Source organism: Acinetobacter sp. Swhac1, assembly GCF_013390985.1.
GTDB classification, from domain to species: Bacteria; Pseudomonadota; Gammaproteobacteria; order Pseudomonadales; family Moraxellaceae; genus Acinetobacter; species Acinetobacter towneri.
In genome coordinates this window covers 13,419-29,094 of record NZ_JACASN010000010.1, presented here as the reverse complement: position 1 = coordinate 29,094, position 15,676 = coordinate 13,419, and the positions used below count along the sequence as shown (strand labels likewise).

Here is a 15,676-nt window from a genome sequence, read left to right as displayed (position 1 = left end):
ATGATGAAAGTGTTGGCCATTGTGGCATGTATGTTTGTCTTGCAAGGTTGTATTCACAAAGTTGTGACAGTTCCCGTAAAAGTTGCCTACAAAACTACAAAGGGTGTGGTGAAAGGCACTGCTGCTGTAGTTGGTGCTGTCATTCCAGATGGTGATGACGAAGAAAAATCCAAACAAGAATCCTCTAAAGAATAGGATTAATTGACGCAATTATGCGTAATGAAATCTTGCATGGTTATTTAATCCATCATCGAAAATACCGCGAACGTAGCCATATTGTGCATTTGTTTACCCGCGAACATGGGCGGGTCGATGGTATTTTAAGACAAATGCCACCGCCACAATATCAACCGATTCGCATACAAGCTTCGGGAAAATCAGACCTTAAAAATTTCACCAAACTAGAAATTGTCAATCAACCGGTTTTTTTCTTTGGTGATGCATTTTTTTCAGGCTTTTATTTAAATGAAATTGTGTTGCGCTTGTGTTCTGCCGAAGTGGAAATGCCTGAAACCTTTGTGCAATATCATCAGACTTTGGCGCATTTACAACACTTATCTAGTCAAGAAAACCCCAATCTATTCTTAAGACAAATTTTGCGTCAGTTTGAACATGCTTTATTGGAAGAATTAGGCTATGCGATTGATTTTTCAGTCGATGCGAACCAAGAGCCGATTCAGCCCAATATGCATTATCATTTTCAATTGAATGATGGTTTTATTCCTACTGCACAAGCTTCACGAGCCAATTTGCTTGGCGCACAGATCCTCAGTATGTGCGACTATGAAAAAGGTAGGGATTTTAACCCAGAACAGTTACAATTACTGTCTCGGCTGTATCGACAAATGATTAGTTCACTGTTGGGTGATCGACCTTTAAAAAGTCGCCAATTGTGGATTCAGAATTCTCAAACCCAAGCGTAATGTAGGAACCTATTATGGCTTTACTCGGTGTCAATATTGACCATGTGGCAACTTTAAGACAAGCGCGTGGCACGAACTATCCAGACCCTGTGAAGGCCGCATTAGTTTGTGAACAGGCGGGTGCGGAGGGGATTACTTTGCATTTGCGTGAAGATCGTCGTCATATTCAGGATGATGACGTGCGTCGTATGCGTCCGTTGTTGAAAACCCGCATGAATTTGGAAATGGCAGTCACCGAAGAAATGATCGAGTTTGCCAAGGAAATTCGTCCACAGCATGTATGTTTGGTACCTGAGCGCCGTGAAGAAGTAACCACTGAAGGTGGTTTGGATGTAGTAGGCAATTTTGCAGCAGTTAAGGCCGCTACTCAGGAATTAACAGCAATTGGCTGTGATGTGTCACTGTTTATTGATGCAGATCTTGCACAAATTGATGCGGCCGTTGCATGTGGTGCACCGACCATTGAAATCCATACAGGCGCGTATGCCAATGCAGAAAATGAAGCTGCACAGCAAGCTGAATTGACCCGTATTGTTCAGGGCGTAGAATATGCAGCTAGCCGTGGCTTAGTGATTAATGCAGGGCATGGCTTGAACTTGGACAATGTAGGTGCAATTGCCGCTATTCAACACATCCATGAGTTAAATATTGGTCATGCTTTAATTGGTGATGCTGTATTTGTCGGCTTGGAACAGGCTGTTAAACGCATGAAAGCTGCGATTGATGCAGCGCGTTAATCTGTATATTTGAAATTGAAAGATAAAATTTGAAACGTTATGTCCAGCATAAATTATGATGAATTGATGCAGCCTGTGATAGCATTTTTAGGCTGCGAAACACCCAAAGAATGGTTGAACGAAGCATTAAATAATTTAGATATTTTGATGCAAGATCATGCTAACTGTGAGAAAAAAGCAGCAGGCACAGCCATGAATCTGATGTTTCGTTACAGCTTTTTTACCGATTTGCAGGTCAAACTGGCACAGTTGGTACGCGAAGAAATGCTGCATTATGAGCAGGTGCTAGAGTTCATGGCAAAGCGTGGGCAAATGTGGCAGGGTTTAAGTGCAGGGCGTTATGCAGGCGGTTTACGTAAAGAAATCCGTACCTATGAACCTGAAGCACTAATTGATGTTTTGGTGATAGGTGCCTTTGTAGAAGCACGTTCATGCGAGCGGTTTTATGCGCTTGCGCCATTGGTAGATGAAGAATTAGGTAAGTATTACCGTTATTTACTGAAATCAGAATCACGGCATTATGAAGATTATTTGGCACTGGCTTTGGATGTAGCAAAAACAGCAAAACTGAAAAACCCTGAAGAAGATATTCAGGGGCGAATTCAGCATATACGTGAAGTGGAAAAGAATCTTATTTTAAGTCCAGATGATCTGTTCCGTTTTCATAGTGGTGTGCCTGTGCAAGCCGCTTAAAACTTGTAGATGATCTAAGATAGAAAACGGAACTTCGGTTCCGTTTTTTTATCAATCAAGTTATTGCTTAGGTATTTTGATTGTGGATTGTTGCCTAAGTCACTTAGAAATGATCAAGGCTAAGATTAGGAATTACATTAAGCTGAATTGCCCAAAACAGTTACATTCATCTTTTTGAACGATTAAGGCATGAATCGCTGCTTGGTTATTTACAGACCACATCATCCATAAATTTTAGGCAATAAAAAACCCAAGTCGTTATGCTTGGGCTTTTTAGAATTTGGCTCTCCCACCTGGGCTCGAACCAGGGACCTGCGGATTAACAGTCCGTCGCTCTACCGACTGAGCTATGGGAGAATCTGAATGCGATTATAAGCAGATTTAAGCAAGGGTCAAGCATAAATTGTCATGTTTCTTTAATTTTGACTTTATATGCTTTTTATTTGAACAAAAAACAAAATTTTATTAAAAAATCACCCACAAGACTTGCGTTACACAAAATCGGTTGTTAGTCTGAGTGACAGGACAAAGCGTTTAAGTAGCATCTTAAACAGTGTGGATTTAACCCAACTTGCCAGCACTAAAATGGCTAAATCGGAGTAAGCGAATGAATACGCTCAGCATTTCTGACATTTTTTCTCAATTTTCTTATTATCAAGAACATTATCTTTCTATCTTGTCTACGCCTGAACAATACTACACTGCTGTAGAAGGCGCGTTTATTCATGTCTGGCCTTTGGCACCTCAAGATTTGTATTTGGGCGATTTATTGCAGTTGTGGTTTAGTGAAAAATGGCTCATTCAATCATCCTGCCAATTGCTTTCAGACCATCCAGACAACGGCACAAAAAAACCATTGCAGCGTGATCATGATTTGTATTTGTACCAACTGGCGGGCAGCGCGCTTTCGGGGAGCAACCGTTCACGCGTGTGGTCTGTGTCTGAACAAAAACAATTGCGTGTAGAATTAGACTCTGCTTTTCGCTATTTATGTGAATATAAAGCGACAACTCAACCTGTAGTGTCTAAATCAGAGTTGATCGCAGCATTGAAAAACAGTATCTAATCTAAATAGTATTTAATCTAAGATGATTTATCATTTCAGCCAAATAGATTTGCATTGAATCGAGTTAAATGACTCGCACCAAAATAGTGTTATAAACTGCGATAAAAATTTGCGAACAGCTTGAAAAGGATATTCAGCCGTGTGGATTAAAATATGCATTGCCATGCTCGCATTTGCTGCAAATTCTTTGCTGTGTCGTTTGGCATTGGCTGAACAGCAAATTGACCCTATGAGTTTTAGTTTGCTCAGGGTTGGCAGTGGGGCAGTGTGCTTAGGCATATTCTATGCTGTTTTGCAGGTTCAACAACCAATTCAATTCCAATGGAAATCTGCACTCAGCCTTGCTGTATATCTACTCGGTTTTTCGTTGGCATATTTGCATATAGATGCAGGCATTGGTGCATTGATTCTATTTGGCGCAGTGCAAATCACCATGATCAGTTATGCAATTTTGCATGGTGAGCGCATGACTTTGCCGCGCTGGGTCGGGTTAGGCTGTGCTGTATTGGGGATGGGCTTGTTGCTATTGCCTGAAGCCAGTACGCCAACGTTCAAATATGCATTGATGATGTTACTGGCAGGTATTGCATGGGGTTTTTACAGTATTGCTGCAAAGACGATGCAGTATGCTTTAACCAATACTCTATCTAATTTCATTCTGGCGACACCACTTGTTGCTGTATTTTTTCTTTGGCATTTACCTGAAAGTTTTATCACTTGGCAGGGTGTGGTTTTGGCAGTGTTGTCGGGTGCATTGGCTTCGGCTGGCGCGTATGTGTTGTGGTACAGCATTGTGAAAAAAATTGATCACATTACCGCAAGTACTGTGCAACTTTCTGTACCGTGTTTGGCGATTTTAGGCGGTGTAATTTTTCTAGGCGAACAACTCACCCTGTTGATGGTCGTGGCAACCTTGATTGTGTTGTGTGGTATTTTGATGGTGATTTTAACTAAACCACGTGTATAAAACCGTTTAGATTGCAGCGGGTTTGGTCTTTTATTGAATTTCTTATATCTATCAAGAAATGATTGTGAGGCTTTTTTAAAGCGTTGTTTGTGATCTCTCTCCTCAGAAAGAAGGGGAAATAGTGAGTGAAAAAACGCAATTAAAAACAAAAACCCACGATTCAATCGTGGGTTTTGTTCATCTAAACAGGTTTAGATTATTTTGCAGCTTTTTCAGCTTCGATTGAAGCAATCGCTTCATCTACACCTTCAATTGATTCAGCAGCTTTTTTGATACGTGCAAGCGCATCTACAAGTACTTCGTCTGCAGTTGCATAAGAAATACGCATGAAACCACCTAAACCGAACGCATCACCAGGAACAACGGCAACACCAGTTTCTTCCAATAACCAAGCAGAGAATTCTGTGCAAGATTTTAAGCCTTTCGCACGAATTAATGGTTTGATGTTTGCATACGCATAGAACGCGCCATCTGCAGGTAAGCAAGAAATACCTTTGATGTCATTCAAGCCATTTACAACTAAGTCATGACGGCGTTTGAATGCTTCAACCATTGGCTCAAGTACGTCTTGTGGGCCGTTCAATGCAGCTTCTGCAGCAACTTGCGAAATAGAAGTTGGGTTAGAAGTCGATTGAGATTGAATTTTCTTCATCGCACCAATTAGTTTAGCAGGGCCCGCTGCATAGCCAATACGCCAGCCAGTCATTGCATAAGCTTTAGACACACCGTTTAACACGATTGTGCGGTCATAAAGGTCTGGTGCAACTGTCGCGATGTTATAGAACTCATCATCCCAACGGATTGGTTCGTACATATCGTCAGATGCAATGAATACTTCAGGGTATTTGCGTAGTACAGCAGCCAAAGCTTCTAATTCAGCTTTAGTGTAGATCATACCTGTAGGGTTAGATGGGCTGTTTAACACCACTAAACGTGTTTTGTCAGTGATCGCAGCTTCTAATTGTTCAGGCGTGATTTTGAAACGTTGTTCTTCACCACATTCCACAATAACTGGCACGCCTTCAGCAATAATCACCATATCTGGATAGCTTACCCAGAACGGTGCAGGGATAATCACTTCATCACCCTTGTTTAACAAAGCCAACGCCAAGTTAAAGAATGATTGCTTACCACCACAAGAAACCAAAATTTGGTTCGCTTGGTAGTCAAGATTATTGTCACGTTTTAATTTTGCGATAATGGCTTTTTTAAGACCAGGCGTACCGTCAACAGCAGTATATTTTGTAAAACCGTTATTAATTGCTGCAATAGCTGCATCTTTGATGTGTTGTGGTGTATCGAAATCCGGTTCACCTGCACCCAAACCAATAACGTTATGACCCGCAGCTTTAAGTTCAGCGGCTTTATTGGTTACTGCAAGTGTTGGGGACGGTTTGATGGCATTGACACGATCAGAGAGACGTACGTCCACGGCATATTCCTTCTTATAGGGATAAAAAAATAAAAAGCATATTATCTTAGCTTAAATTCGATGTCTGCGTCGTTTAAAATTGCATCAAATTAATAAAAAATCACCAAATTAGACCAATTTCCTATGAAATCGTGATTAAAACTGCTGTGAGGTGGAAGTTTCTCGCATCGGGCGGCAAAAAACTTTAAAATAGTCCAAATTTTATAAGAGTAATGGTCATGAGTAAGCAGCAGCCTACTTCAAAAAAACCATTGGTGAATCTCCCATTCCCAATGCCAAATACAGCGCAGGATAATGATCAGGCGGTACATAATTCAGTGCGTCCTAAACCTGAGCAATATGCCGATAAGACTTGGCCACCGCCACGTGGTACTCGTCGTTCGATGGGTAAGCGCTAAAAAAAATGCCACAATTACGTGGCATTTTTTATTGATGGGGATTTAAAAGTATTGAAATTAACGAACATGCTTACGCGCTTTGTTGGCAGGTTTTGGCGGCGAGATTTCACGTACGCCATGCCATACATCGCTAAAATCTTGCTCGTTGATATTATACAATTCCAATAAAGCCAAAATCGCTGCACCAAATAGCATTGGGCCTTCTGAATTATTTTGGAACTCGAATACCTTACCATTTAAGTTGTGCAAAATATCCTGAATTTCAAAGACCCGATCACGCCCATTGCTGTCAGTTGGGTACATTTGTGTATTCAATATGATTTTAGCCAAGGCTTTTTCATTATCGCTCAATGCCAAGACTTCAATTAATTCATCGGTGGCAGGGGTAAAAATCACAGAATCACGGTAAATGGTGTGTAGTAATTTTTGCGTTAGTTTAGGCAATGCTTTTTCGACAAAAGGACGAAACGACGCAGGAAAAATCACATTATGGGCAATGCCTTTAAACATAGGGGCAATTTCTTCAACCGTATAACCTGCAATACCACAACCAATTGAAGTTAAAAAATACTTCATTTTAGGATGGTTTTTGGCATAGATTTTAAAGTCATCCACATAGTGCTGAATTTGCGATAGTGGCATTTGTTGTAAATGTTCATTCATGGTTGGAATGGCAAAACTTTGTCCTGCCCAACCGCGCCCGACGCCTTCAACGGCACCAAAAAATTCTTTGGCTGTTCGTGCTGCACCACCTGCATGTTGTCCTGCCATGTTACTGCCAAATACGAAAACAGTATCTTCAGGGAGGCTTTTGATAATTGATTCGTCGTGATATTGGTAAGTCATGAATGTGTGCTTTTATGGTTGTCGTCCTGAAATTTCATGTTGCCTTTGAATAGCCAGTGGGTCAAGTCTTAAAGCAGTTTCCCCGTGCTCAATTTAGTCGTAGCACATCTTCGTTCTAACAGCGTCCAATACAGAATTAAAACCGAGCAATGGCTTTGTAGCTACGCAACATCGCCACAACATATTCGGATGTCCTGAGTGTAGGCAAATCTGCTAAAATATTAGGTCGCATCAAACCTGAGAGCTGCATTTGTGAGTGATAAGCAACCTTTCGATTTAGTCACCAACTATCAACCTGCGGGTGACCAACCACAAGCCATTGAAAAATTGGTTCAAGGGATAGAACAGGGCTATCATGATCAGCTATTACTTGGGGTTACAGGCTCAGGCAAGACTTATACCATGGCCAATGTGATTGCCAGAACACAGCGTCCGACCATTGTCATGGCACATAACAAAACGCTGGCAGCGCAGTTGTATGGTGAGTTTAAAGCGTTCTTTCCGAACAACGCAGTCGAATATTTTGTCAGTTATTATGACTATTATCAGCCTGAAGCCTATGTACCATCTTCCGATACTTTTATTGAAAAAGATGCGGCTATTAATGATCATATTGACCAAATGCGACTCTCGGCCACACGTGCTTTGCTAGAGCGTCGTGATGCCATTATTGTCGCATCGGTATCTGCAATTTACGGTTTGGGTGACCCCAATGCTTATATGAGCATGTTGCTGCATGTGGTGCAAGGTGATCGGGTGAATCGTGATGATTTGATCCGTCGTTTGGTGGAAATGCAATATAGCCGTAATGAGCTAGAGTTTTTGCGCGGTACTTACCGTATTCGTGGTGAAATTTTAGATATTTTCCCTGCTGAATCTGATCAGCATGCTATTCGCATAGAATTATTTGATGATGAAGTCGATTCGATTCGTTGGTTTGATCCATTAACAGGCAAATTGGTGCGTAAAGTGCCGCGCGTGACTATTTATCCTAAAAGTCACTATGTTACGCCTAAGGATAATTTGGAACGTGCGATTGGTACCATTAAAGAAGAACTAAAAGAGCGTTTGGTGTTTTTTCGCGAACATGACAAATTGCTAGAAGCGCAGCGCATAGAACAACGTACCCGCTATGATTTAGAAATGATGCAGCAATTGGGCTATACCAACGGCATCGAAAACTATTCACGACATTTGTCTGGACGACCTGCAGGCGAAGCACCGCCCACTTTGTTTGATTATGTACCTGATGATGCCTTGCTGATTATTGATGAATCGCACGTGACCGTTCCGCAAATTGGCGCGATGTATAAAGGTGACCGATCACGTAAAGAAAACTTGGTGAATTATGGTTTCCGTTTACCTAGTGCGTTAGACAACCGTCCAATGAAATTTGAAGAATGGGAGCGCATCGTCCCATCCACAATTTATGTGAGCGCTACACCTGCACAATATGAGTTGGAAAAATCGCAACAAATTGTAGAGCAAGTGGTGCGTCCAACAGGATTGATTGACCCAGAAATTGAAATTCGTCCTGTGTTAACGCAGGTGGATGATGTGCTGTCTGAAATCAATTTGCGTAAAGAATTGAATGAGCGGGTGTTGGTCACCACTTTAACCAAACGCATGGCTGAAGATTTGACCTCGTATTTAAAAGAATACGGCATTCGAGTGGCTTATTTACACTCTGATATTGATACCGTAGAACGCGTCAAAATTATTCACGAATTACGTACAGGCGTGCATGATGTCTTGGTTGGCATTAACCTGTTACGAGAAGGTTTAGACATGCCTGAAGTGTCTTTAGTGGCAATTTTAGATGCCGACAAAGAAGGCTTTTTACGTTCAGAACGTTCGTTGATTCAAACCATTGGACGTGCAGCACGTAACTTGAAAGGTAAAGCAATTTTATATGCAGATCGCATTACCGATTCAATGCAAAAGGCGATAGATGAAACAGAGCGTCGTCGTGCCAAACAAATTGAATTTAATGAATTGCACGGCATTACTCCACGTAGTGCAGTGCGTCAGGTGATTAAAGAAATCGACACAGGTGAAGTGCTGAACGATGAGCAAATTGATGAAAAAATCAATGCACAAAGCCGTGCTTTAAGTGACGATGAACAGCACATTTTGGCTGATCCTAAACTGTATGCCAAACATATTGCCAAACTTGAAAAAGAGATGTTGAAAGCATCTAAAGAACTGCAATTTGAACAAGCGGCTCGTTTACGTGATGAAATTTTGCGTTTAAAAGCGCAAATGTTGCAATCTGGCTAAATTGGGGCGAATTGCACTGTCAGTGTAAGTGCGAGTTTGCATACTAAACTTGCTATGTAAAATTTGAGTTGCAAAAATTACATATCCATACAGTAAATTGAAATGCTTGCGGTTATTTTTGAAGAAGATAAACAAAATTGACTGAACATTAGAGTTTAGAGGTTGGGACAATGGCTAAAAAACTTCCGTTTGCAGGTGCGCGACTTGCCAAAATTGCCCTTGGTGGTGTGGTGCTGATTGGTTTGGGTGCTGCGACTATGGCATATTCCAAAACCAATGAACCGATGAAAACGGTAGAAAAAGTCGAATTAGATAAATATTTAGGCGTTTGGTATGAGGTTGCAAGAAAGCCTTTATATTTCCAAAACAAATGCGGTTCGAACGTAACAGCAGCATATACATTGAATGAAAATGGCAATGTGCAGGTGGATAACCGTTGTATTGCAAAAGATGGCAAACAAATGCGTGCTTTGGGCGAAGCTTTTGTACAAAATGCGCCTTTTAACAGCAAACTCAAAGTTAGCTTTTTACCTGAAGTCATTCGTTGGTTGCCTGTAGGGCGTGGTGATTATTGGGTGTTAAAGCTAGATGATGACTATCAAACTGCCTTGGTGGGTGAACCACGCCGTAAATATTTATGGGTACTTTCACGTACGCCGCATCCTGATCAGGCTGTCGTGACTGAATATCTGAACTATGCCAAATCACTCGGTTATGACTTAAGTGATGTGATTTATACCAGACATACGCAAACTAAAAAGTCAGACTAAGTTGCAGCAGCTCCAGAGCTACTTATAGATATAAGCAGACAAACGTATGCAGACCAATTGACCACGCAAAAGCTGCGTGGTTTTTTATATCCTGTCATTTTAAATTTTGAACATTCGATCAATCTCTAAAACAACGTATATATGAGTATAATGCCGACTGATATAGGGGAGAGTCGGATGTATAAAGGCATTGCACTATCGGTTTTAGCATCGGTCACTTTTGGGGTGCTGTATTTTTATACCCAATTACTCAAACCTTTAGACAGCGAAGAAACTTTTGCGTGGCGTATGTTGGCAACTTTGCCATTCCTAACTTTGTTTATGTGGTGGTCGGGAGATTTAAAACATATTTCCGCGATTTTTCAGCGGCTCAAACAACAACCACAATTCATACTTTGGCTGATTTTTAGTTCTTTTTTATGCACTACGCAATTGTGGTTATTTTTGTGGGGGCCGATTAACGGGCGTGGTCTACAAGTGTCGCTCGGGTATTTCTTATTACCCTTGGTGATGGTCTTGGTTGGTTGTGTACTCTATAAAGAAAAATTATCAACTTGGCAGATGGCAGCAGTTGCCTTGGCGGTGTTGGGTGTCAGTCACGAAATTTGGCGGATTGGCAGTGTGGCGTGGGAAACCTTATATGTGGCATTTGCCTATCCTTTATATTTCTTTTTACGTCGGGTCTTTCAAACCGATCACTTGGGCGGATTTTGGTGGGATTTACTGCTAGTCATTCCTGTCGCGGTATATCTAGGCTTTTATTATAGTGACAGCGTAAATGTCATTGCGGCTTTTCCATATTTAATTTGGTCGGTACTTGGACTGGGCTTTTTAAGTGCATTGGGACTTGGTAGTTATATTTTGGCCAGCCGCTATTTGCCTTTTGTGATTTTTGGTTTACTGAGTTATTTAGAACCTGTGCTGTTGGCTTTTGTGTCTATGTTGTTAGGTGAACGAGTTGAAGCAGAGGAATGGCTGACTTATATCCCAATTTGGTTGGCAGTTGCATTATTGGTGGTTGAAGGGTGCTTGCATTTAAGAAAGCAAAAAATGAATCAGCAAGATTTACAGCGGAAAATTCAACAGTCATCTGAATAATAAAAGCCGTCGTTATGGTGAGATATTCAAATTTCCAAGAGGATAATGAGGTTTGGCATCATCCTTCTTTTCGTCTAAAAAATTGAACTTTTGTTGAAAAAACTAAAATCACAAAAATAATTACCACTATTTTATGAATTTATAGTGAATATATAGGAAAATATTCGGGTCAGTACCAGCTTTTGATTCAATCTTGACGACAATTCCATTACAATTATCGGGTTTTGAAATTCATGCCTAGATATACAATTAATTAGAGGACGTATCTGTGAGCAAAGAGACTATCATCGCCCTACACGCAGAGCACCAAGGTCGCTGGAAAAACCGTGAAGAAATCGCGGAACGTATGATTGCTTTACTCGGTCAGTTGTACCGTGAAAAAAATATCATGGTTTCAGTTTTTGGTCGTTCTTTAGTTAACCGTTCTGTGATTCAAATTTTGAAAGCACACCGTCGTACTCGTATGATGGACGTAGAACTTTCAGTTGTTCACACTTTCCCATTGCTTGAAGCTTTGGCTAAAGTAGACAACATCGGTTCAGCAGAAATCGACTTAGGTAAACTTGCTGTTGAATATAAAGAAAAAGGCGGCGATGTAAATGCATTTGTTGCAGACGCTGTGAAATCTTTAGCGGGCAATCCAACAACTGTAGAAAGCAAAGATGTTGTACTTTACGGTTTTGGTCGTATTGGTCGTATCCTTGCGCGTTTAATCATTGGTCAATCTGGTCTTGGTCGTGGTTTAAACCTTAAAGCAATTGTGGTACGTAAATCGTCTGATGGTGATTTAGAAAAACGTGCGTCTTTATTGCGTCGTGACTCTATTCACGGTCCATTTGCAGGCACGATTTCTGTAGATGAAGAAAATGAAGCCATTATTGCAAATGGTAACTTCATTAAAGTGATCTATGCGTCTAACCCATCTGAAGTAGACTATACGGCTTATGGCATCAACAATGCATTGGTGATTGACAACACTGGTAAATGGCGTGATGCAGAAGGTCTTGCACAACACCTTCAATGCCCAGGTGCTGCACGCGTAATTTTAACTGCACCTGGTAAAGGTGACATGAAAAACGTGGTGTACGGTGTTAACCAAGCAGACATTCTTGATGAAGATACCATTATTTCTGCAGCAAGCTGTACAACAAACGCAATTACACCAACTTTAAAAGTGTTGCATGACAAGTACACTGTTGTGAATGGTCACGTTGAAACTGTTCACTCATTCACTAACGACCAAAACTTGATTGATAACTATCACAAGGCTGATCGTCGTGGTCGCGCAGCAACATTGAACATGGTTATTACCGAAACAGGTGCAGCGAAAGCAGTTGCGAAAGCATTGCCTGCATTACAAGGTAAATTAACAGGTAACTCTGTACGTGTTCCAACGCCAAACGTATCACTTGCAATCTTGAACTTAACGCTAGAGAAAGAAGTAGATCGTGAAGAAGTGAACGAATATATTCGTCAAATTTCAATTCACTCTAATCTTCAAGGTCAAATTGGTTATACCAACTCGACTGAAGTGGTTTCAAGTGACTTCATTGGTTCGCGTACTGCAGGTGTGTTTGATGCGCAAGCAACCATCACTTCAGGCAACCGTTTAACTGCTTACGTTTGGTATGACAACGAAGTGGGTTATAGCTGCCAAGTACTGCGTATTGCTGAACAAATGGGCGGCGTAAGCTATCCTAAAGTTCCTGCTGAAACAAATGCATAATTTGTGAAAGCAAAAAAAGAGCCTCATTTGAGGCTCTTTTTTATGCGCTTTAATTCATCATCTAATATAAGAGTGAGTGTTGAAATTTTCACCGAATACGCTATTATAAACTTACTAAAATAAAGTCTATGCTAAAAAGTAAGTTTTATTTTGCTTTCAAGCTTTCAAAGCCTAAACAATAGAAATAAAAGAAGGATACCGTTATGCAATACGCCACTAGTCACATACTTGGACAAGTCCTTGCTAAAGATTGTCCATCTCGGGTTCGTTTGGAGCATCTAGCCAACAAATGGTCAATGTTGGTGTTACATTGTTTAAGCGAGGGTTTACACCGTTTTAGTGAGTTAAGACAGCGCATTGAAGGAGTGAGTGAAAAAATGTTGGCTCAAACCCTGAAAACTTTAGAACAAGATGGTTTGATTTTACGCACTGTCTATCCAACCGTACCACCTAAAGTGGAATATCAGCTCACTTTTGAAGGCTCACAAATTGCAGCAAGAGTGAATCAACTGATTGAGTATTTAGAACAGCATTTGCCTGAAACTTCACAGCAATCTTCTCACTAATGGATTACTCATCTTTTAGGGAAGTCGCTGTAGATGTTCCTACTCCAAAGCACATTCTGGATGATTAAATAGTGCGTCGATGTGAAAAATCATAACGATCAATCAGTAAAATCCTTAAGGCAAACAACAATATACTGGCAAAATCATCCATTCAGCCCCCCTAATGCCATGTGTAGAGCGCCGTCAATGAACCAAGTGCCGCACCTGAAAAATAAATGGTCATCTATACCGCATTGATGCGGGAACGTGCGGTGGCATCAATTCGGTACACTAAGTTATGATTTAATACGTGAAAAGCAGTTAGACCAAAATAACTCATCAACACGCCAACGGCATAGGCCACGATATTCTGCTGTGCAAAAAGTGGAATGCAAGAAAACAACATCAAGCCAATACATAACATTGCGACACAATTTCACGCCTTTTGCCCACCGTCTAAACAGACCCACTTGACGAGAAAATTCCGCTGCCACCCAATAAACCCAAAAGCCTAATTTGAGAAATCACTAAAACAACAAGGCAGAATGACATAAACAAAAGTCATGGAAGTAAAAACCAAGGACAAAATGGCAAAGCCCAAAGCGCCTGCGCACGCTATGAATTAAATATGGCTGAGTCAGAGCCAATTGAATTAAAGAACGATAAATGCCTGCTATAGTCTAGTCTGTGTTGACAGTCGTAGATGGAAGTTTTGTCCATAACAAGCCTGCAAAAAGTAGGGTCATGATGCCGCTACTGAAATAGACTGCTTCCCAAGATCAATAGGTCGATACAAAACCCGCATAAGAAAAAAATGAACTTCTCATTGCTAAAAGCAATGAGTGTTATGAACAATCAAGGATAAAAAGTAGTTCTGTATACGATTGCATAAATATAATTCGAGAAATTTTCTAAAATATGGCAGAATATACGGCTTTTAAAGTTTTTAGAGGATTGGCAAGATGCGCTTTGTTGATGAAGCAGTCATTACCGTAGAGGCTGGCGACGGTGGCAATGGCGTAGCCAGTTTTCGCCGAGAGAAATTTGTACCATTTGGTGGACCAGATGGCGGTGATGGTGGTCGTGGCGGTAGCATTTTTATTCAAGCCGACGACAACGCAAGCACCCTTGTAGATTATCGTTATACCCGTAAATTTCGGGCTGAACGTGGTAAAAACGGGTCGGGCGCAAACTGTGCAGGTCGTGGCGGTGAATCTGTCGTTTTGACCGTTCCAGTGGGCACAACCATTGTAGATACAGACTCTGGCGATATTATTGCAGATTTAGTCGAAAGCGGTCAGAAAGTATTGGTCGCTCAAGGCGGTGATGGTGGTTTAGGGAATACTCACTTTAAATCATCTACCAACCGAACACCGCGTAAATTCACGCATGGTACCAAAGGTGAATTCCGTGAAATCCGTTTGGAGTTGAAAGTCCTTGCCGATGTAGGCTTGCTAGGCATGCCAAACGCGGGTAAATCGACCTTTATTCGTGCCGTGTCTGCGGCAAAACCAAAAGTTGCTGACTATCCATTTACCACCATGGTGCCAAATTTAGGCGTGGTGGATGCAGATCGTCATCGTTCTTTTGTCATGGCAGATATTCCAGGGCTAATTGAAGGTGCGGCTGAAGGTGCAGGCCTTGGTATTCGTTTTTTGAAACACTTGGCACGTACCCGTATTTTGCTACACATTGTAGATGTTCAGCCTATTGATGGCTCTGACCCAGCGTATAATGCCAAAGCCATTATGGAAGAATTGAAAAAATTCTCTCCAACTTTGGCTAAATTGCCAATGGTGTTGGTGTTAAATAAACTGGATCAAATTCCTGAAGATTCACGCGAAGAGTGGTGTAAACACATTCTGGAAGAATTGCAGTGGGACGGCCCTGTATTTAAAACTTCAGGCTTAATGTCTGAAGGTACTCAGCAAGTGGTTTATTACCTGATGGATCAAATTGAGCAACAACGCGAACGCGAAGTTGAAGATCCTGAGTACGCAGCAGAAATGAAAGCATTCCGTGATCAGCTGGAAGCTGAAACACGTGAACAAACCATTGCCGCGAAAGAAGCGTATCGTGAGATGCGCCGTCAGCAACGTCTTGCAGGTATGCTGGGCGATGATGACGAAGACGATGATGGTGAAGATGGCGAAGTAGAAGTGTACTACGTACGCTAAGCGCTACAAAAAGTGACT

General features: G+C 41.3%; 15 protein-coding genes, 1 tRNA gene and 1 pseudogene. 13 read left to right on the top strand and 4 right to left on the bottom strand.

Annotation, left to right across the window (positions count from 1 at the left end):
- From HX743_RS06895 to HX743_RS06880, 4 genes are read left to right on the top strand one after another with little or no spacing between them, the layout of a single operon-like run.
- On the top strand, positions 1–195 hold the full coding sequence (locus tag HX743_RS06895) for an NF038104 family lipoprotein (RefSeq protein ID WP_154320888.1): 195 nt from the start codon (positions 1–3) through the stop codon (positions 193–195).
- Positions 196–209: 14 nt separating this feature from the next.
- Positions 210–923 carry a DNA repair protein RecO gene (gene recO, locus HX743_RS06890; protein ID WP_178318867.1) on the top strand — a complete coding sequence of 238 codons (714 nt, stop codon included), beginning with the start codon at positions 210–212 and terminating at the stop codon, positions 921–923.
- Positions 924–934: 11 nt separating this feature from the next.
- Positions 935–1,660, top strand: coding sequence for a pyridoxine 5'-phosphate synthase (pdxJ, locus tag HX743_RS06885; RefSeq protein ID WP_026438307.1), 726 nt, complete (start codon positions 935–937; stop codon positions 1,658–1,660).
- A 39-nt stretch (positions 1,661–1,699) separates the two neighbouring features.
- The gene (locus HX743_RS06880) at positions 1,700–2,353 is read left to right on the top strand and encodes a tRNA-(ms[2]io[6]A)-hydroxylase (RefSeq protein WP_004971715.1); all 654 of its coding nucleotides are present in this window, start codon (positions 1,700–1,702) and stop codon (positions 2,351–2,353) included.
- 281 nt (positions 2,354–2,634) lie between these two features.
- On the opposite strand, the gene HX743_RS06875 is transcribed toward HX743_RS06880, so the two are convergent.
- Positions 2,635–2,710, bottom strand: a tRNA-Asn gene (locus HX743_RS06875).
- 250 nt (positions 2,711–2,960) lie between these two features.
- On the opposite strand from HX743_RS06875, the gene HX743_RS06870 reads away from it, so the two are divergent.
- Both HX743_RS06870 and HX743_RS06865 read left to right on the top strand, forming a co-directional pair.
- Entirely contained in the window at positions 2,961–3,419 is a 459-nt protein-coding gene (locus tag HX743_RS06870) for a hypothetical protein (protein WP_178318832.1), read from the top strand.
- A gap of 139 nt (positions 3,420–3,558) precedes the next feature.
- A complete protein-coding gene (locus tag HX743_RS06865; RefSeq protein WP_178318831.1) occupies positions 3,559–4,386 on the top strand; it encodes a DMT family transporter in 828 nt (275 codons plus the stop codon).
- Positions 4,387–4,582: 196 nt separating this feature from the next.
- On the opposite strand, the gene HX743_RS06860 is transcribed toward HX743_RS06865, so the two are convergent.
- Positions 4,583–5,818, bottom strand: coding sequence for a pyridoxal phosphate-dependent aminotransferase (locus HX743_RS06860; RefSeq protein ID WP_004971708.1), 1,236 nt, complete (start codon positions 5,816–5,818; stop codon positions 4,583–4,585).
- A gap of 218 nt (positions 5,819–6,036) precedes the next feature.
- Between HX743_RS06860 and HX743_RS06855 the strand changes: the two genes are divergently transcribed.
- On the top strand, positions 6,037–6,216 hold the full coding sequence (locus HX743_RS06855) for a hypothetical protein (protein WP_004971707.1): 180 nt from the start codon (positions 6,037–6,039) through the stop codon (positions 6,214–6,216).
- Positions 6,217–6,273: 57 nt separating this feature from the next.
- Here HX743_RS06855 and HX743_RS06850 read toward each other — a convergent pair whose 3' ends face one another.
- Positions 6,274–7,062: a hypothetical protein gene (locus HX743_RS06850; RefSeq protein ID WP_004971705.1), complete on the bottom strand. Its 789-nt coding sequence runs from the start codon at positions 7,060–7,062 to the stop codon at positions 6,274–6,276.
- 252 nt (positions 7,063–7,314) lie between these two features.
- On the opposite strand from HX743_RS06850, the gene uvrB reads away from it, so the two are divergent.
- The 5 genes from uvrB to HX743_RS06825 all read left to right on the top strand — a co-directional run bounded on the left by uvrB (position 7,315) and on the right by HX743_RS06825 (position 13,502).
- Positions 7,315–9,342 (top strand): excinuclease ABC subunit UvrB, encoded by a 2,028-nt coding sequence (uvrB, locus tag HX743_RS06845; RefSeq protein WP_004971703.1) that lies wholly within the window; start codon positions 7,315–7,317, stop codon positions 9,340–9,342.
- Between the two features lie 170 nt (positions 9,343–9,512).
- A complete protein-coding gene (locus HX743_RS06840) occupies positions 9,513–10,112 on the top strand; it encodes a lipocalin family protein (protein ID WP_004971700.1) in 600 nt (199 codons plus the stop codon).
- 177 nt (positions 10,113–10,289) lie between these two features.
- Positions 10,290–11,210 carry an EamA family transporter RarD gene (gene rarD / locus HX743_RS06835; protein ID WP_178318830.1) on the top strand — a complete coding sequence of 307 codons (921 nt, stop codon included), beginning with the start codon at positions 10,290–10,292 and terminating at the stop codon, positions 11,208–11,210.
- Between the two features lie 268 nt (positions 11,211–11,478).
- Positions 11,479–12,936 carry a glyceraldehyde-3-phosphate dehydrogenase gene (locus tag HX743_RS06830; protein WP_004971695.1) on the top strand — a complete coding sequence of 486 codons (1,458 nt, stop codon included), beginning with the start codon at positions 11,479–11,481 and terminating at the stop codon, positions 12,934–12,936.
- A 203-nt stretch (positions 12,937–13,139) separates the two neighbouring features.
- On the top strand, positions 13,140–13,502 hold the full coding sequence (locus HX743_RS06825) for a helix-turn-helix domain-containing protein (protein ID WP_070154171.1): 363 nt from the start codon (positions 13,140–13,142) through the stop codon (positions 13,500–13,502).
- Positions 13,503–13,566: 64 nt separating this feature from the next.
- Here the strand turns inward: HX743_RS06825 and HX743_RS16555 are convergent.
- Positions 13,567–14,290, bottom strand: a pseudogene (locus HX743_RS16555) (MFS transporter); the annotation flags it as partial.
- Positions 14,291–14,443: 153 nt separating this feature from the next.
- Between HX743_RS16555 and cgtA the strand changes: the two are divergent.
- Positions 14,444–15,658, top strand: a complete 1,215-nt coding sequence (gene cgtA / locus HX743_RS06815) for an Obg family GTPase CgtA (protein ID WP_178318829.1) — start codon at positions 14,444–14,446, stop codon at positions 15,656–15,658.
- Positions 15,659–15,676 lie beyond the last annotated feature (18 nt).

Coding starts and splice junctions, on each gene's coding strand:
- HX743_RS06895 (WP_154320888.1), top strand. CDS start 1: ATGATGAAAGTGTTGGCCATTGTGGCATGTATGTTTGTCTTGCAAGGT.
- HX743_RS06880 (WP_004971715.1), top strand. CDS start 1,700: ATGTCCAGCATAAATTATGATGAATTGATGCAGCCTGTGATAGCATTT.
- HX743_RS06870 (WP_178318832.1), top strand. CDS start 2,961: ATGAATACGCTCAGCATTTCTGACATTTTTTCTCAATTTTCTTATTAT.
- HX743_RS06855 (WP_004971707.1), top strand. CDS start 6,037: ATGAGTAAGCAGCAGCCTACTTCAAAAAAACCATTGGTGAATCTCCCA.
- HX743_RS06850 (WP_004971705.1), bottom strand. CDS start 7,062: ATGACTTACCAATATCACGACGAATCAATTATCAAAAGCCTCCCTGAA.
- HX743_RS06840 (WP_004971700.1), top strand. CDS start 9,513: ATGGCTAAAAAACTTCCGTTTGCAGGTGCGCGACTTGCCAAAATTGCC.
- rarD (WP_178318830.1), top strand. CDS start 10,290: ATGTATAAAGGCATTGCACTATCGGTTTTAGCATCGGTCACTTTTGGG.
- HX743_RS06825 (WP_070154171.1), top strand. CDS start 13,140: ATGCAATACGCCACTAGTCACATACTTGGACAAGTCCTTGCTAAAGAT.
- cgtA (WP_178318829.1), top strand. CDS start 14,444: ATGCGCTTTGTTGATGAAGCAGTCATTACCGTAGAGGCTGGCGACGGT.